The sequence below is a fragment of the Kriegella aquimaris genome, assembly GCF_900103215.1.
GTDB lineage: Bacteria > Bacteroidota > Bacteroidia > Flavobacteriales > Flavobacteriaceae > Kriegella > Kriegella aquimaris.
The window spans coordinates 93,993-110,628 of the sequence record NZ_FNGV01000011.1; the positions used below are offsets into that span (position 1 = coordinate 93,993).

A 16,636-nucleotide genomic window follows, 5' to 3' on the forward strand; every position below is an offset into this window, starting at 1 on the left:
CAATGATTAAGAACGTATTAGTTCTTTCTATGATACTGATTTTGGGCACTGTGCAATTAGTGGCCCAAGAAGATATCATTGTCGAATTTCCTGATATTGAATCATTTCAGCAAGACCTTTTTGTTCCTGAAATAACAGAAGCAGAACCCGAAGCGGGCAAAAGGGTACGACAGACATTGAAGCCTTACAAGAACACCGAGGTGTATCACTTGGTCTACCTTCCTATAAATTATAAGGAAGGCAGAAAATACCCTGTCATTGTTGAATTCCCAGGTAATGGCCCATATACCAGTACTTATGGAGATATTTCAACAGGTCGGGTAGAGGGTTGTAACTTAGGATATGGCGTTAGCGAGGGCAAAGATTTTATTTGGATAAGCATGCCATTTATCAGTGTCGACGGCCAACAGAATCAGAAGTGGTGGTGGGGAGACATAGAGGCAACCAAGAGATACTGTATCGATACGGTCAATGAAGTTTGTGCCAAATACGGGGGTGATAGAGCCAACGTTTTCTTGGCCGGTTTTTCAAGAGGAGCCATTGCCGTAAATTATATTGGTTTGCATGATGATGAAATTTCGGGGCTATGGCGGGCCTTCATTGCCAACTCCCATTACGATGGGTTAAAAAGTTGGAACTATCCCGACTCGGATAAAACGTCGGCACTTGAGCGATTAAAGCGTTTGAACGGGAGACCTCAATTTATCTGTTCCGAAAAAGAAGGAACGGTAAAAAGTAAAAATTACATCAGGCAATCAGGTATTCAGGGAGACTTTACTTTTATGGATATCCCTATTAGAAACCACACCAACACTTGGGTGTTATACGATTTAGAAGAGCGAAAAATTATCAAAACATGGTTACTCGAAGTAATCCAAAAGAACAGGGTAAAATGAAAAAAACAATATATGGATCAACAGTCATTCTTGGTATCTTGATTATGACATGGGCTTGCAATACTGTTGGCGAAGAAAAAAATAAGAGCCAAGCATTAAGCCATGGCAATATTGAGCTATCATTGTTTGCATCAACAAACGGTCAGTTGGCTTTTCAAATTCGAAAAGCTAATAAGATTGTTCTCGACACTTCCCATTTGGGCATATTGGTCGGGGATAAACAATTGGGGAAAAATGCCGAAGTAGCCCTTTTAGAGCAAAAAGAAATAAAAATAAAATATCCGCTAAACGGTACTAAAAGTGAAGCTTCGTATAGTGGGAATTTGTATACCTATAATGTTTCAGAAACGGATGGAACGCAGTGGAATTTGGAGTTTCAACTATCTGACGAAGGTGTAGCATATCGCTACGTGGTGCCAGGCCAAGGAACCCAGAATGTGAAGGGCGAAGAAAGTACTTTTAAATTGCCGAGCCAGACCAAAGTTTGGTATTTTGAACGCGATAGCGACTGGAAATTGAAATCACATGCGGGTGAATGGCTTTCTGCCGATATTTCTGAAATGCCTACGATATCTAAAATGGGGCCAATACAAGGTTTGACCCTTACTTGCGAACTTCCGCAAGGTGGTTACGCCTTAGTGGCCGAGGCAGCCCTTTATAACTATAGTGGCATGCGATTGGAAGCCGTTGGCAACAACACGTTCAAGGCTAACTTTGAAGAAGGTGAAGGCGGCTTTGCCGTGGATGGAAATGTGATGACTCCATGGCGATGTATTCTTTTGGCCGACAACTTAAACGATTTGGTCAATAACACAATGGTAGCATCATTGAACCCTGCCCCAGACCCTAAACTTTTTCCCGATACCAGCTGGATCAAACCTGGGAAATCCGTTTGGCACTGGTGGTCGGGGAAGTATGTTGATTTTAAGGAAGAACACGACATGGTTGATGATGCCGTAGCCTTGGACTTTGAATATAATATGGTCGATGATGGATGGGAAGCTTGGGAAAACAAATGGGAAAAAGTAACCAAATTATGTTCCTATGCCAAAGAAAAAGGTGTGGGCATATTTGTCTGGAAACACTCCAAGGAAATAAATTTCCCTGAAAACGACTATGCAGTTATGGGCCATTTTTTAGATAGTGTGAAGCAGGCGGGCGCCGTTGGGGTAAAAGTAGATTTCATGAACGGCCAGAGTAAATCTTTGATTGCTTTTGATGAAATGTTACTCAAAAAAGCTGCGGAACGCCAATTAATGGTGAATTTTCATGGCTGTCAACAAAGTTCAGGAGAATACCGAACCTATCCGAATGAGGTTACTAGGGAAGGCATCAGAGGATTAGAAGTGAACCACATGAAAGAAGGGCCTTTACCTGCTTCCCACAATGCGGCATTGCCATTTACGAGATATGTAACCGGCCATGGCGATTACACCCCACTTGGCTTTACTGAACCAGGTGAAACCAGTTGGGCACATCAATTGGGTACGCTGGTGGCATTTTATTCGCCATTTAACTGTTTGGCAGAGAACACCCAGTTTCTTTTGAATGATAAAAACGTTCGCCCGGCACTTGATTTCATTAAAGCGGTGCCTTCGGTTTGGGATGAAACTGTCGTACTCCCAGAAAGTAAGATCGGTGAATTGGCAGGAATTTCAAGACGGAAGGGAAACGATTGGTATATCGGTGTGTTAAGTAGTGGGGTCGAGAAAGAATTGACCATCGATTGTAGTTTTCTAAAGGATGGTGAATATACTGCGGAGATTTTTTCAGATGATATCAAGGCAAAGCCTATTAATCTTGATGGTTTGAACAAAGAAGCCAATCTAAGACAGTGGGCTACTGCTATTCCTTTTAAAAGGGAGACTAAGACGATTTCATCTGACTCCAAAATCACAATTGATTTGGCTGCGAACGGGGGAGCTGCTATTCAATTTATAAAAAGATGAAATGTCTTGTAAAGGAAAAGAGCTATTTCATTGTATAGATGTGGACATCAGTATCTAAAAGAAGTAAATCAAAAAAAATACTTCGAAGTTCAATGTCCACGAACGACCGGTTAATGTGAAATTAGATTGACAACTAAAGCAATATGAACATGAATTATTTTAAAACACTTATTACAGTTATGCTTCTGGTTTTTTTCTGGAAACCGGTTATGGGCCAAACAAAGACCGAGCGCCCGAACATCATCTGGATCATGCTTGAAGACTGGAGTCCTGATTTGAGTTGTTATGGCACGAAAGGTATTGAAACCCCCGTAACGGATCAATTAGCTTCTGAAGGTGTTCGCTATACCAATGCCTTTTGTACGTCGCCAGTGTGCTCTACATCACGGTCGGCCATGCTCACCGGGTACCATCAAAATTATATTGGGGCAGAGCAACATAGAACCGAAAAAGATGAAAAAAAGCCTTTGCCCCATGATATTGAACCAATGCCGTTGCTTTTGAAAAAGGCTGGCTACTTTACGGCCCTGATGATTTATAATAAGACCGACGCTAATTTTAGTGGGGATTTGGGTTTTATGGGCAAGGATTGGAAGGAACGGGAAAAAGAACAGCCTTTTTTTGCCCAGATTACCTTGGGTGGAACCCATAGAAAATGGAATAGGGATCCTATAAATCCTATAAACCCCGATGATATTGAATTACCAGCATACTATGTTGACACTCCATTTGCGAGACGCGATTGGGCGAATGGATTAGAACAAATGCAGGTCTGTGACCGAGAAATCGGAGATATCTTAGAGCGATTGAACAAAGAGGGTTTGACCGATAATACCTTGATTTTCTTGATTGGCGATAACGGACGATGTCATTTTCGCGGAAAACAGTTTTTGTACGATCCAGGCCTGTGGGTGCCTTTGATTATAAAATGGCCCGGACACGTAGCTTCCAAACAGGTAAATAATGATATGGTACAGACCATTGACATTACAGCAACGATTCTAGATGTGGCCTGTGCAGAACCAAAGCATCCGTTACAGGGAAAAAATTTATTTAAGGAGGAATCCAAAATTCGGGATTACATTTTTGCGGCAAGAGATCGTATGGGGCAGACCCATGATGCCATGCGGGCCATCCGCTCAAAACAGTATAAATTGATTCATAATTTGATGCCGGAACGCGCATGGTTGCAGTACAGTGGGTATAAAGAAGATATGTACCCTATGTTGGCAGAAATGAATGTGATGAACCTTGAAGGTAAACTCAATGAAGATCAAGCAAAGTTTTTTGCTCCTAAGAAACCAGAATTTGAGTTGTACGATATTGTTAAAGATCCCTATGAACTGAAAAACCTTGCTTCCGATCCAAAATATGGTGACATAAAGGATAAAATGTTGGAAGAACTGTATGTTTGGAGAAAATCAATTAATGATAAAGGGGTTTCCCAAGAATTTCGAGAAGGAGGACTTTCCTCCAAATACCCTACGAGAACGCTGGAAGGATGGAAGCAACGGTACGAAGCTTGGAAGCCTTGGGTCTTTCGCGAACCAAATTCTAAAGTGCAACATCCATTTGTTAAAAAAGGGTATTAGAAATTAAAGACCAATGCCCTTAAACTATTTGGTATTCCACCTTTTTATGCTGTTACTAGGGATTACCATGCGTAAAAATTCAGTGCTAATATGAAAAACATCAATCTTATAATTATTCTTTTTCTTTTACTGGTTTCCTGTAAACAAGAAAAAAAGATGGTTTCTCAGGAAATGGTAAAATCTTCGGACTATAAAATAGAATTTGGGCAGGTCTCACCTAAATCCGTATTCCGAAATGATAGCCTAAGTATTTGGGGAGGATCATTGGTCAAAGGCGAAGATGGCCTTTACCATATGTTTTATTCGCGTTGGCCAAAAAATATTGGATGGGAGTGGGTAAATTATTCTGTAATTGCACATGCAGTTTCAGAATCTCCATTTGGCCCTTTCAAGCCTAAAGATGTTGCACTACCAGACCGAGGACAAGAATTTTGGGATGGCTCTACAACCCATAATCCAACTGTGCATAGGTTTAACGGAAAGTATTATCTGTATTATATGGGAAATACGGGAGATAAAAAAATTGTAAGTGTTCCTGGTAAACCAAAAATCAATTGGGTACACAGAAACAACCAACGTATCGGGGTAGCCGTTGCCGATTCTCCTAACGGACCATGGAAACGTTTTGACAAGCCCGTTCTGGATATTTCCCCGAATGACGATGCCTATGATGCCTTAATGACCTCAAACCCATCGGTCTGCCAAATGCCCGATGGGAAAATACTGATGGTTTACAAAGCTGTCGGCAAAAAAGACCCGTTGCCTGGAGGTGGCCCGGTGGTTCATATGGTAGCCATTGCAGATTCTCCTACCGGTCCTTTTGAGAAATATCCTGACCCGGTCTTTACCTTTGAAGGCGAACGCTTTCCTGCGGAAGACCCTTATATCTGGTACCAAGATGGTAAATTCAGGGCTATTGTAAAGCGTATCAAGCACGAGGGTAACATAAGGGAATTTTCTTTGGTTCATTACGATTCTGAAGATGGTATTCGATGGAACAAAGCCAAGAACTTTGAAATCTCAAAGCGTATCGTTGAATGGGAAAACGGACGCAAACAGCAGTTTTTGCATTTAGAAAGGCCACAGGTGTTTATTGAAAATGGAGAACCAGTCGCTTTGTTATGTGCTGCTGATACCTTGAATGCAGAGGGGGCTCGTGATTCCTTTAATGTTCAAATTCCATTGAAGATCACAAAGCAATAAACATCGATTGCCGCCTTGTCAGATTAATTATGACGATTCTAAAATGAATACGAAGCAAAATACCAAACATTCTGTGATATGAAATCGAAGCAAAATTTACCACAACTTCTTTTAAGCTTTTTTATAATAAGTACGGTCTTCTCGTGTATCGAGTCGAAATCAGAATCAAATCCTAAGTCAGATGCAGAAACCGTCGAAGCCGAAATCTTTCCGCACAAAATGCCGACCGAAAAACCGGATTTTCCCATGAGTGCCGCAACGGAGCGCATGTTCAGTTATCCTGCACCCCGGGTACAGGATAACGAGCTTTTTTCGCAATTTAAATATACACGCCTGAAAGGTTTCGATTACAATGATGGCGATGGCACGATTTCTCGCCGAGATCCCTCAAGGCCGATTTTGGTAGCTGGTAAATATTATATTTATTACACCAAAAGGGATACCAAAGTCCCCCCAATTGGTTGGAACAGGGCTAAGGAAGCTACGGATGAAGTTCCCTCAACCGACTGGGACCTGTGTGATATTTGGTATGCCACCAGCGAAGATGGAACTACATGGAAAGAAGAAGGTGTAGCCGTAGCAAGGCCAGAAAAACCCAATGCCGGATGGCGCTCGGTCGCCACACCCGATATATTGGTATGGAAGGGTAAATACTATCTCTACTATCAAGCATTTGACGAACCAAGTGGATTACGCGGCGATTGGTGTCCGGTATCGGTTTCGTACGCAGATTCGCCAGATGGACCTTGGGTGCATGGTGGAGATTCCGTCATCCCTTTTGGTAAAAAAGGGGAGTGGGACCAAGATGCGACCCATGATCCCCACCCCATTGTTTACAACGGTAAAATTTACCTGTATTATAAAGCCGCCTATAACAAGTGGCCCGACATTCGTGATAAATATGCGGTCGGTCATGGATTGGCCATCGCCGAAGACCCATTGGGGCCATTCGAAAAACACCCGCTCAACCCCGTTATGGCTTCCGGTCACGAAACGACCTACTTTCCGTTCAAGGAAGGGGTGGCGGCATTGGCGATAAAAGATGGTAACGAAAGAGAAACGATGCAATACGCAAAAGATGGTGTCAATTTTGAAATTGCTTCAGTAGTATCGCTAACCCCGACAGCTGCGGCACCTTTTGCAGCCGATGCCTTTACCGATACTAGTGACGGAAGGGGTGTTACCTGGGGCCTTTGCCACTTTACCAACGCCGGATCACCGAAAAAGGGCTATTCCAGCATGGCGCGATTTGATTGTGACCTAAGCCTCGATCTTGATGAACCATCCTATAAAAAAACCGGGGTATGGCATAGTCCGGAAGTATACTTTGCCCAGGCGCCCAACGAAAACAAAAACCCTGAGGGACGATGATTGAAGATTTATTTTAAAATTTAGAAAGAAGCACAAAAGATTCCTGATATGGCCATGAAAAAAAGTAATAATTTCTTCAGTTTTATTTTTTTACTGTTTTTTTATCTTGGAGCTTCACAAAATTCAAAACCCAATGTAATACTTGTTTTAACCGATGATCAAGGTATTGGCGATTTAGGCTGCCATGGAAACCCATGGTTAAAAACGCCCAACATCGATAAATTCTATACAGAAGCCGTTCGTATGACAGATTTTCATGTGAGCCCTGTCTGCACGCCTACACGTGGCGCGATAATGACCGGTCAATATCCTATTAATAATGGGGCATGGGCTACCTATAAAGGTCGCGATGCCCTTTCTGCGAATGCAACGACAATGGCTGAAATATTTCGCGATTATGGTTACAAAACGGGCATGTTCGGTAAATGGCACTTGGGGGATAATTATCCCGCCCGACCTACGGATCTAGGTTTCGATGTTGCTGTTCACCATAAAGCAGGCGGGGTAGGTGAGCTTTCCGATTACTGGGGGAATAACTATTTTGACGACACTTATTTCGTAAACAATGAACCCGAACAGTTTAAAGGCTACTGTACGGACGTTTGGTTTAATGAAGCCATGAAATTTATTGAAAATACCCAAGAACCTTTCTTTGTCTACTTAGCGACCAACGCACCGCATAGTCCACATTACGTGGATGAAAAATTCGCCAACCCTTATAAACCTTTCGTAGGAACCGAAATACCAAATGCCGAGTTCTTTGGAATGATTGCCAATATCGACGAAAATTTCGGAAAGCTTGAAAAATTCTTAAAGAAGACAGGGTTGGCAGATAATACCATTTTAATTTTCATGACCGATAACGGGGCCACTGCCGGGTTTGATAGCCATAGAAATCTAGGATACAACATGGGCTTACGAGGTCGAAAAGGCGATGAAACAGAAGGGGGACATCGGGTGCCATTCTTTATCCGTTGGAAAGACGGAAAAGTAAGCGGTGGTTGGGATATTGAAGAAACTACGGCGCATGTTGATTTGATTCCTACCCTTGCAGGATTATGTGATATTTCCATTCCCAAGAACACCAAACTCGACGGGCTTGATATTTCGCCTTTGCTTTTAAAAAAAAGCAAGGAACTGGCAGACAGAACACTGTTCGTACACATCCGTCAAGACTGGCGACCACCCCATGACGTCGCGCAAACCTGTTTAATAAAAGACAAATGGCGCTTGGTTAATGGTAATGAATTGTACGACATCGAAAAAGACCGAATGCAGCTAACCAACCTAGCCGACCAACATCCGGAAATCGTAAAGGCTCTATTGGCAAAAAATGCTGAATTCTTGAAGGAAACAAAAAAGAACTATGCGTATACTGAATTCCCAACGGCAATAGTAGGCAACCCCGATCAAGAGAAAATTAAACTTACCATTCAACATGCCATCGGTAATGATTTGCCAATTTGGAAAAGTGAACAAGTAGCAGAAGGAAACAAAAATCAGAACAACATACATCCCATTCAAATTGAAAGGGAAGGTCGATATAAGATATCTTGTAGAAGGTGGCCTGAAGAAAATCCCGGACCGATACTAGGTATTCCTGAAAAAAATCCCAAAAACTGGTTTACCTATAATTCGATTTCCCCGGAGAAAGTCCGGCTTCAAGTAGCCAATCAAATCCTTGAAAAAGAAATCAACGCTGCGGATGAAGAAGTGAATTTTGAAGTATATCTGGAAAAGGGGAAAACTTTTCTCGTGAACGATTTTGTCGAAGGGAATGAAAAATATGGGGTATACTATTCTTACGTAACTTTCTTGGGAGAAAGGTAATGGAAATTATGGACTACAAAAAAAACAACAATGATAACATTTAGAAAAATCATAGCTCTATTGGCCTACTTGCTACCGTTTTTGGTCTTGGCCCAACAAAAGAAACCCAACATTGTTTGGATTTTCTCCGACGACCACTCGTACCAAACTATTGGGGCTTACGGGGGCAGATTAGAAAGTCTCGACCCTACCCCGAATATTGATAAACTTGCGTCAGAGGGAATGCGGTTTGACAAGGCCTATGTAGAGAACTCCATTTGTGCACCCAGTCGGGCAACTTTGTTGACAGGAAAAATGAGTCATATGCACAAGAAGTTGGACAATACTAAAAAATCGGTATTCGACCACGACCAACAGCAGTTTCAGAAAATACTTCAGAAAAATGGTTATCAAACGGCCATGATCGGTAAAATTCATTTACCGGGAAAAATGCAAGGGTTCGATTATTGGGAGGTATTACCAGGCCAAGGCAAGTATTACAATCCTAATTTTATTACAGAAGAAGGCGACACAAATTACAAGGGCGAATACGTTACAGACGTCATCACCGACCGTGCTTTAAACTGGCTAGAAAACGAACGTGACCAAGACAAGCCTTTTATGATGATGGTGCACCATAAAGCCCCACACCGCAACTGGGATCCAGCAAAACGTTATATGAGTAAATACGAAGACGTTGAAATTCCGGAACCGGCTAACTTGTTCGATGATTACGCTACACGCACTACAGCGGCACATAACCAAGAAATGGACATTACCACGAGTATGAATTTAGAAAGAGACTTAAAAGCTTCTGGCGATTTGTATGCCAAAGACCCTAGGTTTAAAGCGCGATATGAAAAAATCGCTTTAGAAAACCTGAAGGGAAAAGAGCTCACCAAATGGAAATATCAGACTTACCTGAAAGACTATTTACGTTGTATTTGGTCGGTAGATGAGAGTGTCGGAGAAATAATGAAGTCGCTTAAAGAGCAGGGGCTAGATGAAAACACCATTGTAATTTACTCATCCGATCAAGGTTTTTATATGGGAGAACATGGCTGGTTCGACAAGCGTTTTATGTACGAAGAGTCATTTCGCACGCCACTTATCGTAAAATGGCCGGGAACCGTAAAACCAGGAAGCGTGAATACCGATTTGGTACAGAATATCGATTTTGCCGCAACCTTTCTTGACATAGCAGATGCAGCTATACCTAGTGATATGCAGGGTAAAAGTATTGTTCCGTTGTTAAAGAATAAAACCCCAAAAGACTGGCGTACCTCATTGTATTACCATTATTACGAATATCCTGGGGCACATATGGTACGTCGTCACGAAGGTGTTGCCGATATGCGATTCAAACTCATACGTTTTTATGGTCAAGATGTAGCCAACGGTGAAGAATGGGAGTTTTATGATTTAGCAATTGATCCTTCTGAAATGAAAAATATTTATGGTACAGCGGCCGTAGCCAGCAAAATTCTCGAAATGAAAAAAGAGTTGGTGCAGTTGCGAGCGGAATATACCGTTACCGAACAATAATCACTTAAGATTGATCAAATGAATAAACAAAAGCTCTTTACTTTTCTATTCAGTTTATTCCTCTATACCTTGGTAGGTCAAGAGAGCACAACTGAAAAGGTTATCAATACTCCTTTTGTAAATCAATTGGGCTATAATTTAGGGGAATCAAAACGTTTTGTTTGCTATGGGGCAGCAGATGGCACCCCCTTTCATATCATTAATACGACCACTTCAAAGGTTGTGTTTGAGGGAAAAATGCTAAATAACGAGGGATGGTTTTCTACTTACAACCCCCAAGAGGCCAAAGATGAATTCATTATTAAAGTAGACGGGCACGGGAATTCGGTTCCTTTTTGGGTTGCGGACCATCTACTTGAGAAAGCATCCTCTAAATTGGCCTACGATTTTTTTGTGGATGCCAGGGGAAGTGGAGATTTAGATACCTATGATCCCACTATCGTTTATGGTGGAGGTCCCACGAGAGATGTCGGTGCCTACGGACTTGAAACTATTTTTGAAATATTGCAGTATGCCAGCAACCCCGCTTTATACGACAATTGGAAAACCGAAGTCGGTGATGAAAAGGTAGCCGACCTGATCGATTTAATCTTATGGCATGCCGAATTTGCATATCGGTATGTTTCATACGACGGACCGATAAAAACTAGGCATGGTACCCTTGGTTATGAGGGGCAACCAAGAATGGCGTATGACTATTGGAACACTTTAGATCAGCTGGCAGCGGTATGTGCCGCTTACCATTCTTTTTTGAAGCCTTACCTCGCTGAAGAAACTTATCGAAAATATAGAAAAGTATGTTTAGACAATTGGGAGAAATATGACCGTCATAAGGTTGTTCGGTTTTGGACATACAGTACAAAGTGGGTCGATCAAGGCTTTCAAGAATTCAATGAAATGGGTAACGCGTATGGGCAATCCGTTTTTCGTAACCTATTTATGTATTGGTGCGAAAAGAATGAAGAGGATGGTAATCCCGATAGATTTTTAAAATGGGCCCAAGAGGGAGCCGAAGATATTATTGATAATTGGGATTTTGATAACCCACGTCACATGTGGTGGATTCGAAATGCCGAACATATAACCCCACAGGCCTTGGCCTATTTCCTGTTACTTGTCCCTGATGAAGCGCCGGAAGGTTCCAAGGAAAAATTAGGGGCATGGGCGCTTCATATGAAGCAGAAGACCAACAACTTTTGGAAATATCGCAAGCATAGCGAAACAGAATGGGCACATTCGAAAACCAAAGAATTGGGCGGAGCCCCAGCTTTGGGCGGTTCAATGTTTGCAGTTGCCCACGTCTTAAAAGATGATCGATTAAGAGCACTGGGTTGGGCACAAACCGATTTTGTCTTTGGGGTGAATCCTGTTGGGGTACACTTGAGCAACAAAAGTGAAGACCGCATAAATATAAATGGTTATTGGGAAGGTGTTGAAAACGGTTGGCCACAATCACACCCGCATGGCTATGGTGAACTTGGCCTTGTTAGAGGTACTTTAGATGGTTCTCCTTTGGATAGCCAATTTCCCATTGCCCAGACCATAGAAGAAATTGAAGGAAAAAACGAAGGAAAAGTTTTTGGTAAAAATGCTTATGCCACGGAAGGTTGGGGTGTTTCCAATCGGGGTTGGCAGGCAACATTGACCTTCGCTACCTTGGGTAGTCATCATCTTAAAGTTTTCGACGAAAATTATAACGATGAAATTGAAATTGTTAAGCGGGGTCAGTCTATCGTAATTGAGTTAAAAGCCGCCCTTAATCAAGATTGGAATAAGCAGGATAAAGGTTGGGTATTGGTCCATGGCGCTGAAGATATACAGAGAATTGCCGTAATAGAAACCGATGTCAATAGCGGAATTTTTACGGCTAAATTTAAAATTCCAAAAAGAATGAATACCTCGAATTTGTTAGTCACTTATGGGTATTTGGGACTTCAAAAAACGGTCGAATTAAAGATTACCGAATAAAAACCATAGATTTAATTGTGTTAGTCCAAGTAATGAGTAAACAAATGAAGAGACCTTTTATAGTAGTACTCGTATGCTGCTTTTTTCTTTCCGGCCATGCACAGAACGAAATAACCCATGGTCCTATTTTGGGCCATATTACGGACGAGTCGGTACGAATTTGGGCCCGTACCTCAAAGTCAGCGCAATTTTATATTGAGTATATGCCGATTACCACGGATGCTCAACCTACGGCGGTTGATTGGTCAAAAGCCATGAAGAGCAGGGCCATTCCTACCCTACTGGAAAACGATAACACCGGGTGGACAACCTTGTCAAGCCTAACTCCTGAAAACAAATACATTTTTCGTGTGTTTACCGAAGACGGGAAAAACAAACCTCACGGATCCTTCAAGACCTTGCCAAACGCAAGTGCTTATGAAAATGAATATAATCCTAAGGGACTGTTTAATTTCAGCTTTGAGTTCGGGTCTTGTGCGAGCCAAAACCCAAAGAATGGATTAGGTCCTTCTCTTCCAACTTATACCACCATGCTTAAAGAAGTAAAGGATGAGGTGCAATTTGCTATAATGAATGGTGATTGGTTGTATGAAGATAAAAGGGATTATCCGGTAACGGAATGGCAAAGGGTAAATGGCGTATCGAACCAACAAAAACCTGATATCGTAAACTATGCACCAACGATAACCGGGGTATGGGAAAACTACAAATCATATCTTTCTGCAGCCGATAATTTGGCTGAATGGCATCGAAATATGCCTTCGTATTTTACTTTTGACGATCATGAGTTGATTAATGATATTTGGGGTGCTGGAAGTACGGGCCACCGCAATCGAAGAACGGTTTTTCGTGACATTGGAGTTGCTGCATGGTACGATTACTTAGGATGGGCAGATCCGGTCACCTTTAAACAGGATATTCATTTTGGAAAGGCCAAATTCAAAAAAGGTTCATCAGTATTAAGAGACTCCAAAGCAGATTTTTCCGCATTGAATTTAGAAGAAATGGCTAATCTACATGTGCATTGGGGAACACCTACGGCAGGAGTAGATGATACAAAATACGATGTCGACGAAGAAGGTGATCCTAATTCCAAGGTATACGCCATAGAAAAAGTACAAAGTAAAAATAGTTTAGAGATAAGCCCTAAAGCAGTAGCCAATGGTATGCAATCGTATTCGATCGGTCGGCAATCCTACAGTAAATTTACGGTGGGCAATTGCGATTACTTTCTATTGGATACCAAAACTAATAGGGAATATCACGACACAAGTAATCGCGATAAACCAGGTCTGAGTCTTTTAGGAAAGCAGCAGTATGATTGGTTGGTCGATGCAATGAAAAAAAGTGAGGCGGACTTTCTATTTGTGTTTTCTTCCGTGCCTTTTATGATACCCCATGTCGGGGCGAGTGGTTATGCCATGGCAGATAATAAAGATGAATCTTGGACTGTTTTTATTGACGAACGCGAAAAATTAATCCAAATATGGGAAGATTTGAACAAACCGGTTTTTGTGTTGACCGGTGATCTGCACAATAGTTTTGCTGTCAAGATTACGGATCAAATATGGGAATTCTGTTCGGGCCCGCATAACTCGGTGAATCATAGATTGTCTGATGAAGGTGGACGGCCCAATTCCGGATTGTTTCAATTTGACAAACGACAAATGGATATCCGTTGGTCATCTTTCGTGATGGATGACATCCCCAGAACAGAGCGAATGTTTCCACATTATTGTGTCGTTCAGGTCAATAACGTATTTAATAATCCGATAAAAAGAGGTGACAAGCGCTGGGTCGCCTACCAGCATCCGCAGGTTATATTTAAATTTTATGACGGTTATACCGGAGAACTGCGTTATGCCGAAACGGTTTCGACCAAACGATGAAGTGGACTAATACGAAGTGTTTTTGATTCATAGTATGATAAAAGATAAAAAAAAATAGGACTGCGAATTTCAAAATGAAAAGCCAGAGAAACAAATTTCATAAATCAGCTATTGTTTTTTTAGGGTCACTGATTTTATTCGGATGTAAGACGATTGAGGTTGCCGGGGTGCAGGAAGAGCAGTGGGGAGAGATCGATGGTAAGGAAGTATTTCACTATACATTGACCAACAGCAATGGGGTACAGGTCAAAATAACCAATTTCGGCGGCATCATAACCTCAATATTAGTGCCTGACAACAAAGGAGTATTGGGTGATGTAGTGTTAGGTTTTGATAATCTAAAACAGTATCAAGAGGGTAATCCGTGTTTTGGTGCGACTATTGGCCGATTTGCCAACCGAATCAGAAATGGGCGTTTTGAAATTGGAGGCGTCATCTACCAACTTGAACAGAATGCGGGGGCATATACGCTCCACGGTGGAAACGAATTTGATAGGGTAGTTTGGGATGCCCAAGTGGTGGAGAACGGGGATACAAAGGCTGTAAAATTGCATTATTTATCTAAAGACGGGTCAAAAGGATTTCCGGGGAATTTAGAGACCTATGTTACCTACACCTTGACCGATGACAATTCGGTTGAAGTACATTTTGAGGCCACTACCGATAAGACCACGAATGTAAATATGACGCAACACAGTTATTTTAATCTTAATGGGTGTCGAGAACCAATATATGATCATTCGATTAAAATAGCGGCCGACAACTATACCGAAATAGATGATGAAATTATTCCCGTAGGTACTATTGCTACCGTTAACAACACTGATTGGGACTTGACCACAATGACCCGTATCGGTGAGAATATTAAGAAATTGGATTTTAATGGTTACCATTATTGCTATGCTTTCAATAAACCTTTGAACAAGTTTGAAGAGGTGATTGAGGTCGTAGAGCCCAAATCAGGTAGAACGCTAACTGTTTCAACGACACAACCGGGAGTACAGTTTTATTCTGGCAATACTATCGGTAATAAATTCATTGGAAAGAATAATATTCAATATGCGGATAATATGGCATTTTGTCTTGAAACCCAGCATTTTCCCGATAGTCCAAACCATACAAACTTTCCGTCTACCTTGTTTAAGCCCGGAGAAAAATATGATGAATTGGTAGTTTACAAATTTGGTGTTACACCTTAGTGTCTCGTGCTTTGAGAAATATAGTATTGAACTCTTAAAAGCATTTCAATTTTTCATTGTATTCTCAAAAAGAAAAACGCCGTTTTTGTTGGCAATTACAATGTCGGGTTTATTGTCTTTGTTCATGTCACGAACTGCAATATTTAGACCTGCACCAGAATCAGAATCGATTAAGTGTTCTTTGAAATATGGAGGAGTTTCCGGTGTAAATTCTATCCAGAATAAGTACGGGGTTTCGGCATCACCTGCATCATTGCCGTTATGGGCAAGAAATCGTTTGCCTGTTATATAATCTGCTCGTCCGTCATTATTTAAATCGGCCATTATAGAAGCATGGGTTTGTGCAGTTGTTGTGCTTATTAAATGAGTGTTGAAATTGTGGTTTTCGTCTTGTTCGTGCCACCAGACCCCTAGTTTGTGGGCGGAAGCGCTTACAACATCTTTGGTGCCATCACCATTGACATCAAGTACTTGCATATGCGAACAAGGTTCCCCTAGATTGGCGGCATGAAATACCCAATCTGCAGAGTTCTTATCTTTTTTTCCTTCAAACCATCCTTCGGTAACGACTACATCTTCAATACCATCGTTGTTTACATCACCATACCCGATGCCATGGGAATATTGTTCCGTTCCGGGAACATTTTCCATACTGAGTGCAAAACGCTTCCATTCAGTTTCACCTGTGCGTAATGGCGCCTGTAACCAGACGATTTGTTTTTTTGCAACATCACCACAGAGAATATCGAGTCTTCCATCTCCATCTATGTCTATAAAACCTGGTGATTCGTTGGAGATTCCTATAGAATCTGCAATAATATGTTTTTGCCATACACCTTCCTTATTTTTAGGGTTTTCAAACCAAAATCCTGGTTTGCCCGGGTAGTCGATAATGACAACATCGTCCCATCCATCTAAATTTACATCCATTCCTAAATTCAAAAATGATTCACTGTATTCCTTATGGGGATTAAATAATCGTGAAGGTGCCATTTCATGTCGCTCCCAAGAAGGAGCCTCGAACCAATAATATCCCGCTACAATATCTAATTTTCCATCTTTATTCAAGTCGGCAACCGCTACACCCTCCGAAATAAAATCGCGGGTAATAACAGTTTTATTAAAATCCGTCGAGGTTTTCGATTGTCCGCAAACTAGTTGTGCCCCTACAAAAAAGAGCATTATAATACTCCGTATACCAAAACCAGTTTTCAT

Annotated in this window: 11 protein-coding genes; 10 read left to right on the forward strand and 1 reads right to left on the reverse strand. The window is 41.6% G+C overall.

Features of this window, described 5'->3' with window-relative positions; genetic code table 11:
• The first annotated feature begins 2 nt into the window (after positions 1-2).
• The 10 genes from BLS33_RS18235 to BLS33_RS18280 all read left to right on the forward strand — a co-directional run bounded on the left by BLS33_RS18235 (position 3) and on the right by BLS33_RS18280 (position 15,421).
• Positions 3-896 carry an alpha/beta hydrolase gene (locus BLS33_RS18235; RefSeq protein WP_218129598.1) on the forward strand — a complete coding sequence of 298 codons (894 nt, stop codon included), beginning with the start codon at positions 3-5 and terminating at the stop codon, positions 894-896.
• Positions 893-2,845, forward strand: coding sequence for a glycoside hydrolase family 97 protein (locus BLS33_RS18240; protein ID WP_176801440.1), 1,953 nt, complete (start codon positions 893-895; stop codon positions 2,843-2,845). The genes BLS33_RS18235 and BLS33_RS18240 overlap by 4 nt, the downstream gene beginning before the upstream one ends.
• 149 nt (positions 2,846-2,994) lie before the next feature.
• A complete protein-coding gene (locus tag BLS33_RS18245; RefSeq protein ID WP_218129599.1) occupies positions 2,995-4,437 on the forward strand; it encodes a sulfatase family protein in 1,443 nt (480 codons plus the stop codon).
• Between the two features lie 90 nt (positions 4,438-4,527).
• On the forward strand, positions 4,528-5,640 hold the full coding sequence (locus BLS33_RS18250) for a glycoside hydrolase family protein (RefSeq protein ID WP_089892976.1): 1,113 nt from the start codon (positions 4,528-4,530) through the stop codon (positions 5,638-5,640).
• Positions 5,641-5,718: 78 nt separating this feature from the next.
• A complete protein-coding gene (locus BLS33_RS18255) occupies positions 5,719-7,011 on the forward strand; it encodes a glycoside hydrolase family 117 protein (protein WP_089892979.1) in 1,293 nt (430 codons plus the stop codon).
• Positions 7,012-7,059: 48 nt separating this feature from the next.
• On the forward strand, positions 7,060-8,841 hold the full coding sequence (locus tag BLS33_RS18260) for an arylsulfatase (protein ID WP_245731541.1): 1,782 nt from the start codon (positions 7,060-7,062) through the stop codon (positions 8,839-8,841).
• Between the two features lie 30 nt (positions 8,842-8,871).
• Positions 8,872-10,365 (forward strand): sulfatase family protein, encoded by a 1,494-nt coding sequence (locus BLS33_RS18265; protein WP_089892982.1) that lies wholly within the window; start codon positions 8,872-8,874, stop codon positions 10,363-10,365.
• 18 nt (positions 10,366-10,383) lie between these two features.
• Positions 10,384-12,333 carry an early set domain-containing protein gene (locus BLS33_RS18270; RefSeq protein ID WP_218129600.1) on the forward strand — a complete coding sequence of 650 codons (1,950 nt, stop codon included), beginning with the start codon at positions 10,384-10,386 and terminating at the stop codon, positions 12,331-12,333.
• Between the two features lie 44 nt (positions 12,334-12,377).
• Positions 12,378-14,222 carry an alkaline phosphatase D family protein gene (locus BLS33_RS18275; RefSeq protein ID WP_089893193.1) on the forward strand — a complete coding sequence of 615 codons (1,845 nt, stop codon included), beginning with the start codon at positions 12,378-12,380 and terminating at the stop codon, positions 14,220-14,222.
• A 74-nt stretch (positions 14,223-14,296) separates the two neighbouring features.
• Complete coding sequence (locus BLS33_RS18280) at positions 14,297-15,421, forward strand: aldose epimerase family protein (protein WP_089892985.1); 1,125 nt, start codon at positions 14,297-14,299, stop codon at positions 15,419-15,421.
• A 45-nt stretch (positions 15,422-15,466) separates the two neighbouring features.
• Here the strand turns inward: BLS33_RS18280 and BLS33_RS18285 are convergent, their stop codons facing one another.
• Entirely contained in the window at positions 15,467-16,636 is a 1,170-nt protein-coding gene (locus BLS33_RS18285; protein WP_089892988.1) for an FG-GAP repeat domain-containing protein, read from the reverse strand.

Excerpts from the sequence above, each read along its gene's own strand:
- BLS33_RS18275 (WP_089893193.1), top strand. The coding sequence starts at position 12,378 with ATGAAGAGACCTTTTATAGTAGTACTCGTATGCTGCTTTTTTCTTTCC.
- BLS33_RS18235 (WP_218129598.1), top strand. The coding sequence starts at position 3 with ATGATTAAGAACGTATTAGTTCTTTCTATGATACTGATTTTGGGCACT.
- BLS33_RS18285 (WP_089892988.1), bottom strand. The coding sequence starts at position 16,636 with ATGAAAACTGGTTTTGGTATACGGAGTATTATAATGCTCTTTTTTGTA.
- BLS33_RS18245 (WP_218129599.1), top strand. The coding sequence starts at position 2,995 with ATGAATTATTTTAAAACACTTATTACAGTTATGCTTCTGGTTTTTTTC.
- BLS33_RS18260 (WP_245731541.1), top strand. The coding sequence starts at position 7,060 with ATGGCCATGAAAAAAAGTAATAATTTCTTCAGTTTTATTTTTTTACTG.
- BLS33_RS18255 (WP_089892979.1), top strand. The coding sequence starts at position 5,719 with ATGAAATCGAAGCAAAATTTACCACAACTTCTTTTAAGCTTTTTTATA.
- BLS33_RS18270 (WP_218129600.1), top strand. The coding sequence starts at position 10,384 with ATGAATAAACAAAAGCTCTTTACTTTTCTATTCAGTTTATTCCTCTAT.
- BLS33_RS18240 (WP_176801440.1), top strand. The coding sequence starts at position 893 with ATGAAAAAAACAATATATGGATCAACAGTCATTCTTGGTATCTTGATT.
- BLS33_RS18250 (WP_089892976.1), top strand. The coding sequence starts at position 4,528 with ATGAAAAACATCAATCTTATAATTATTCTTTTTCTTTTACTGGTTTCC.
- BLS33_RS18265 (WP_089892982.1), top strand. The coding sequence starts at position 8,872 with ATGATAACATTTAGAAAAATCATAGCTCTATTGGCCTACTTGCTACCG.
- BLS33_RS18280 (WP_089892985.1), top strand. The coding sequence starts at position 14,297 with ATGAAAAGCCAGAGAAACAAATTTCATAAATCAGCTATTGTTTTTTTA.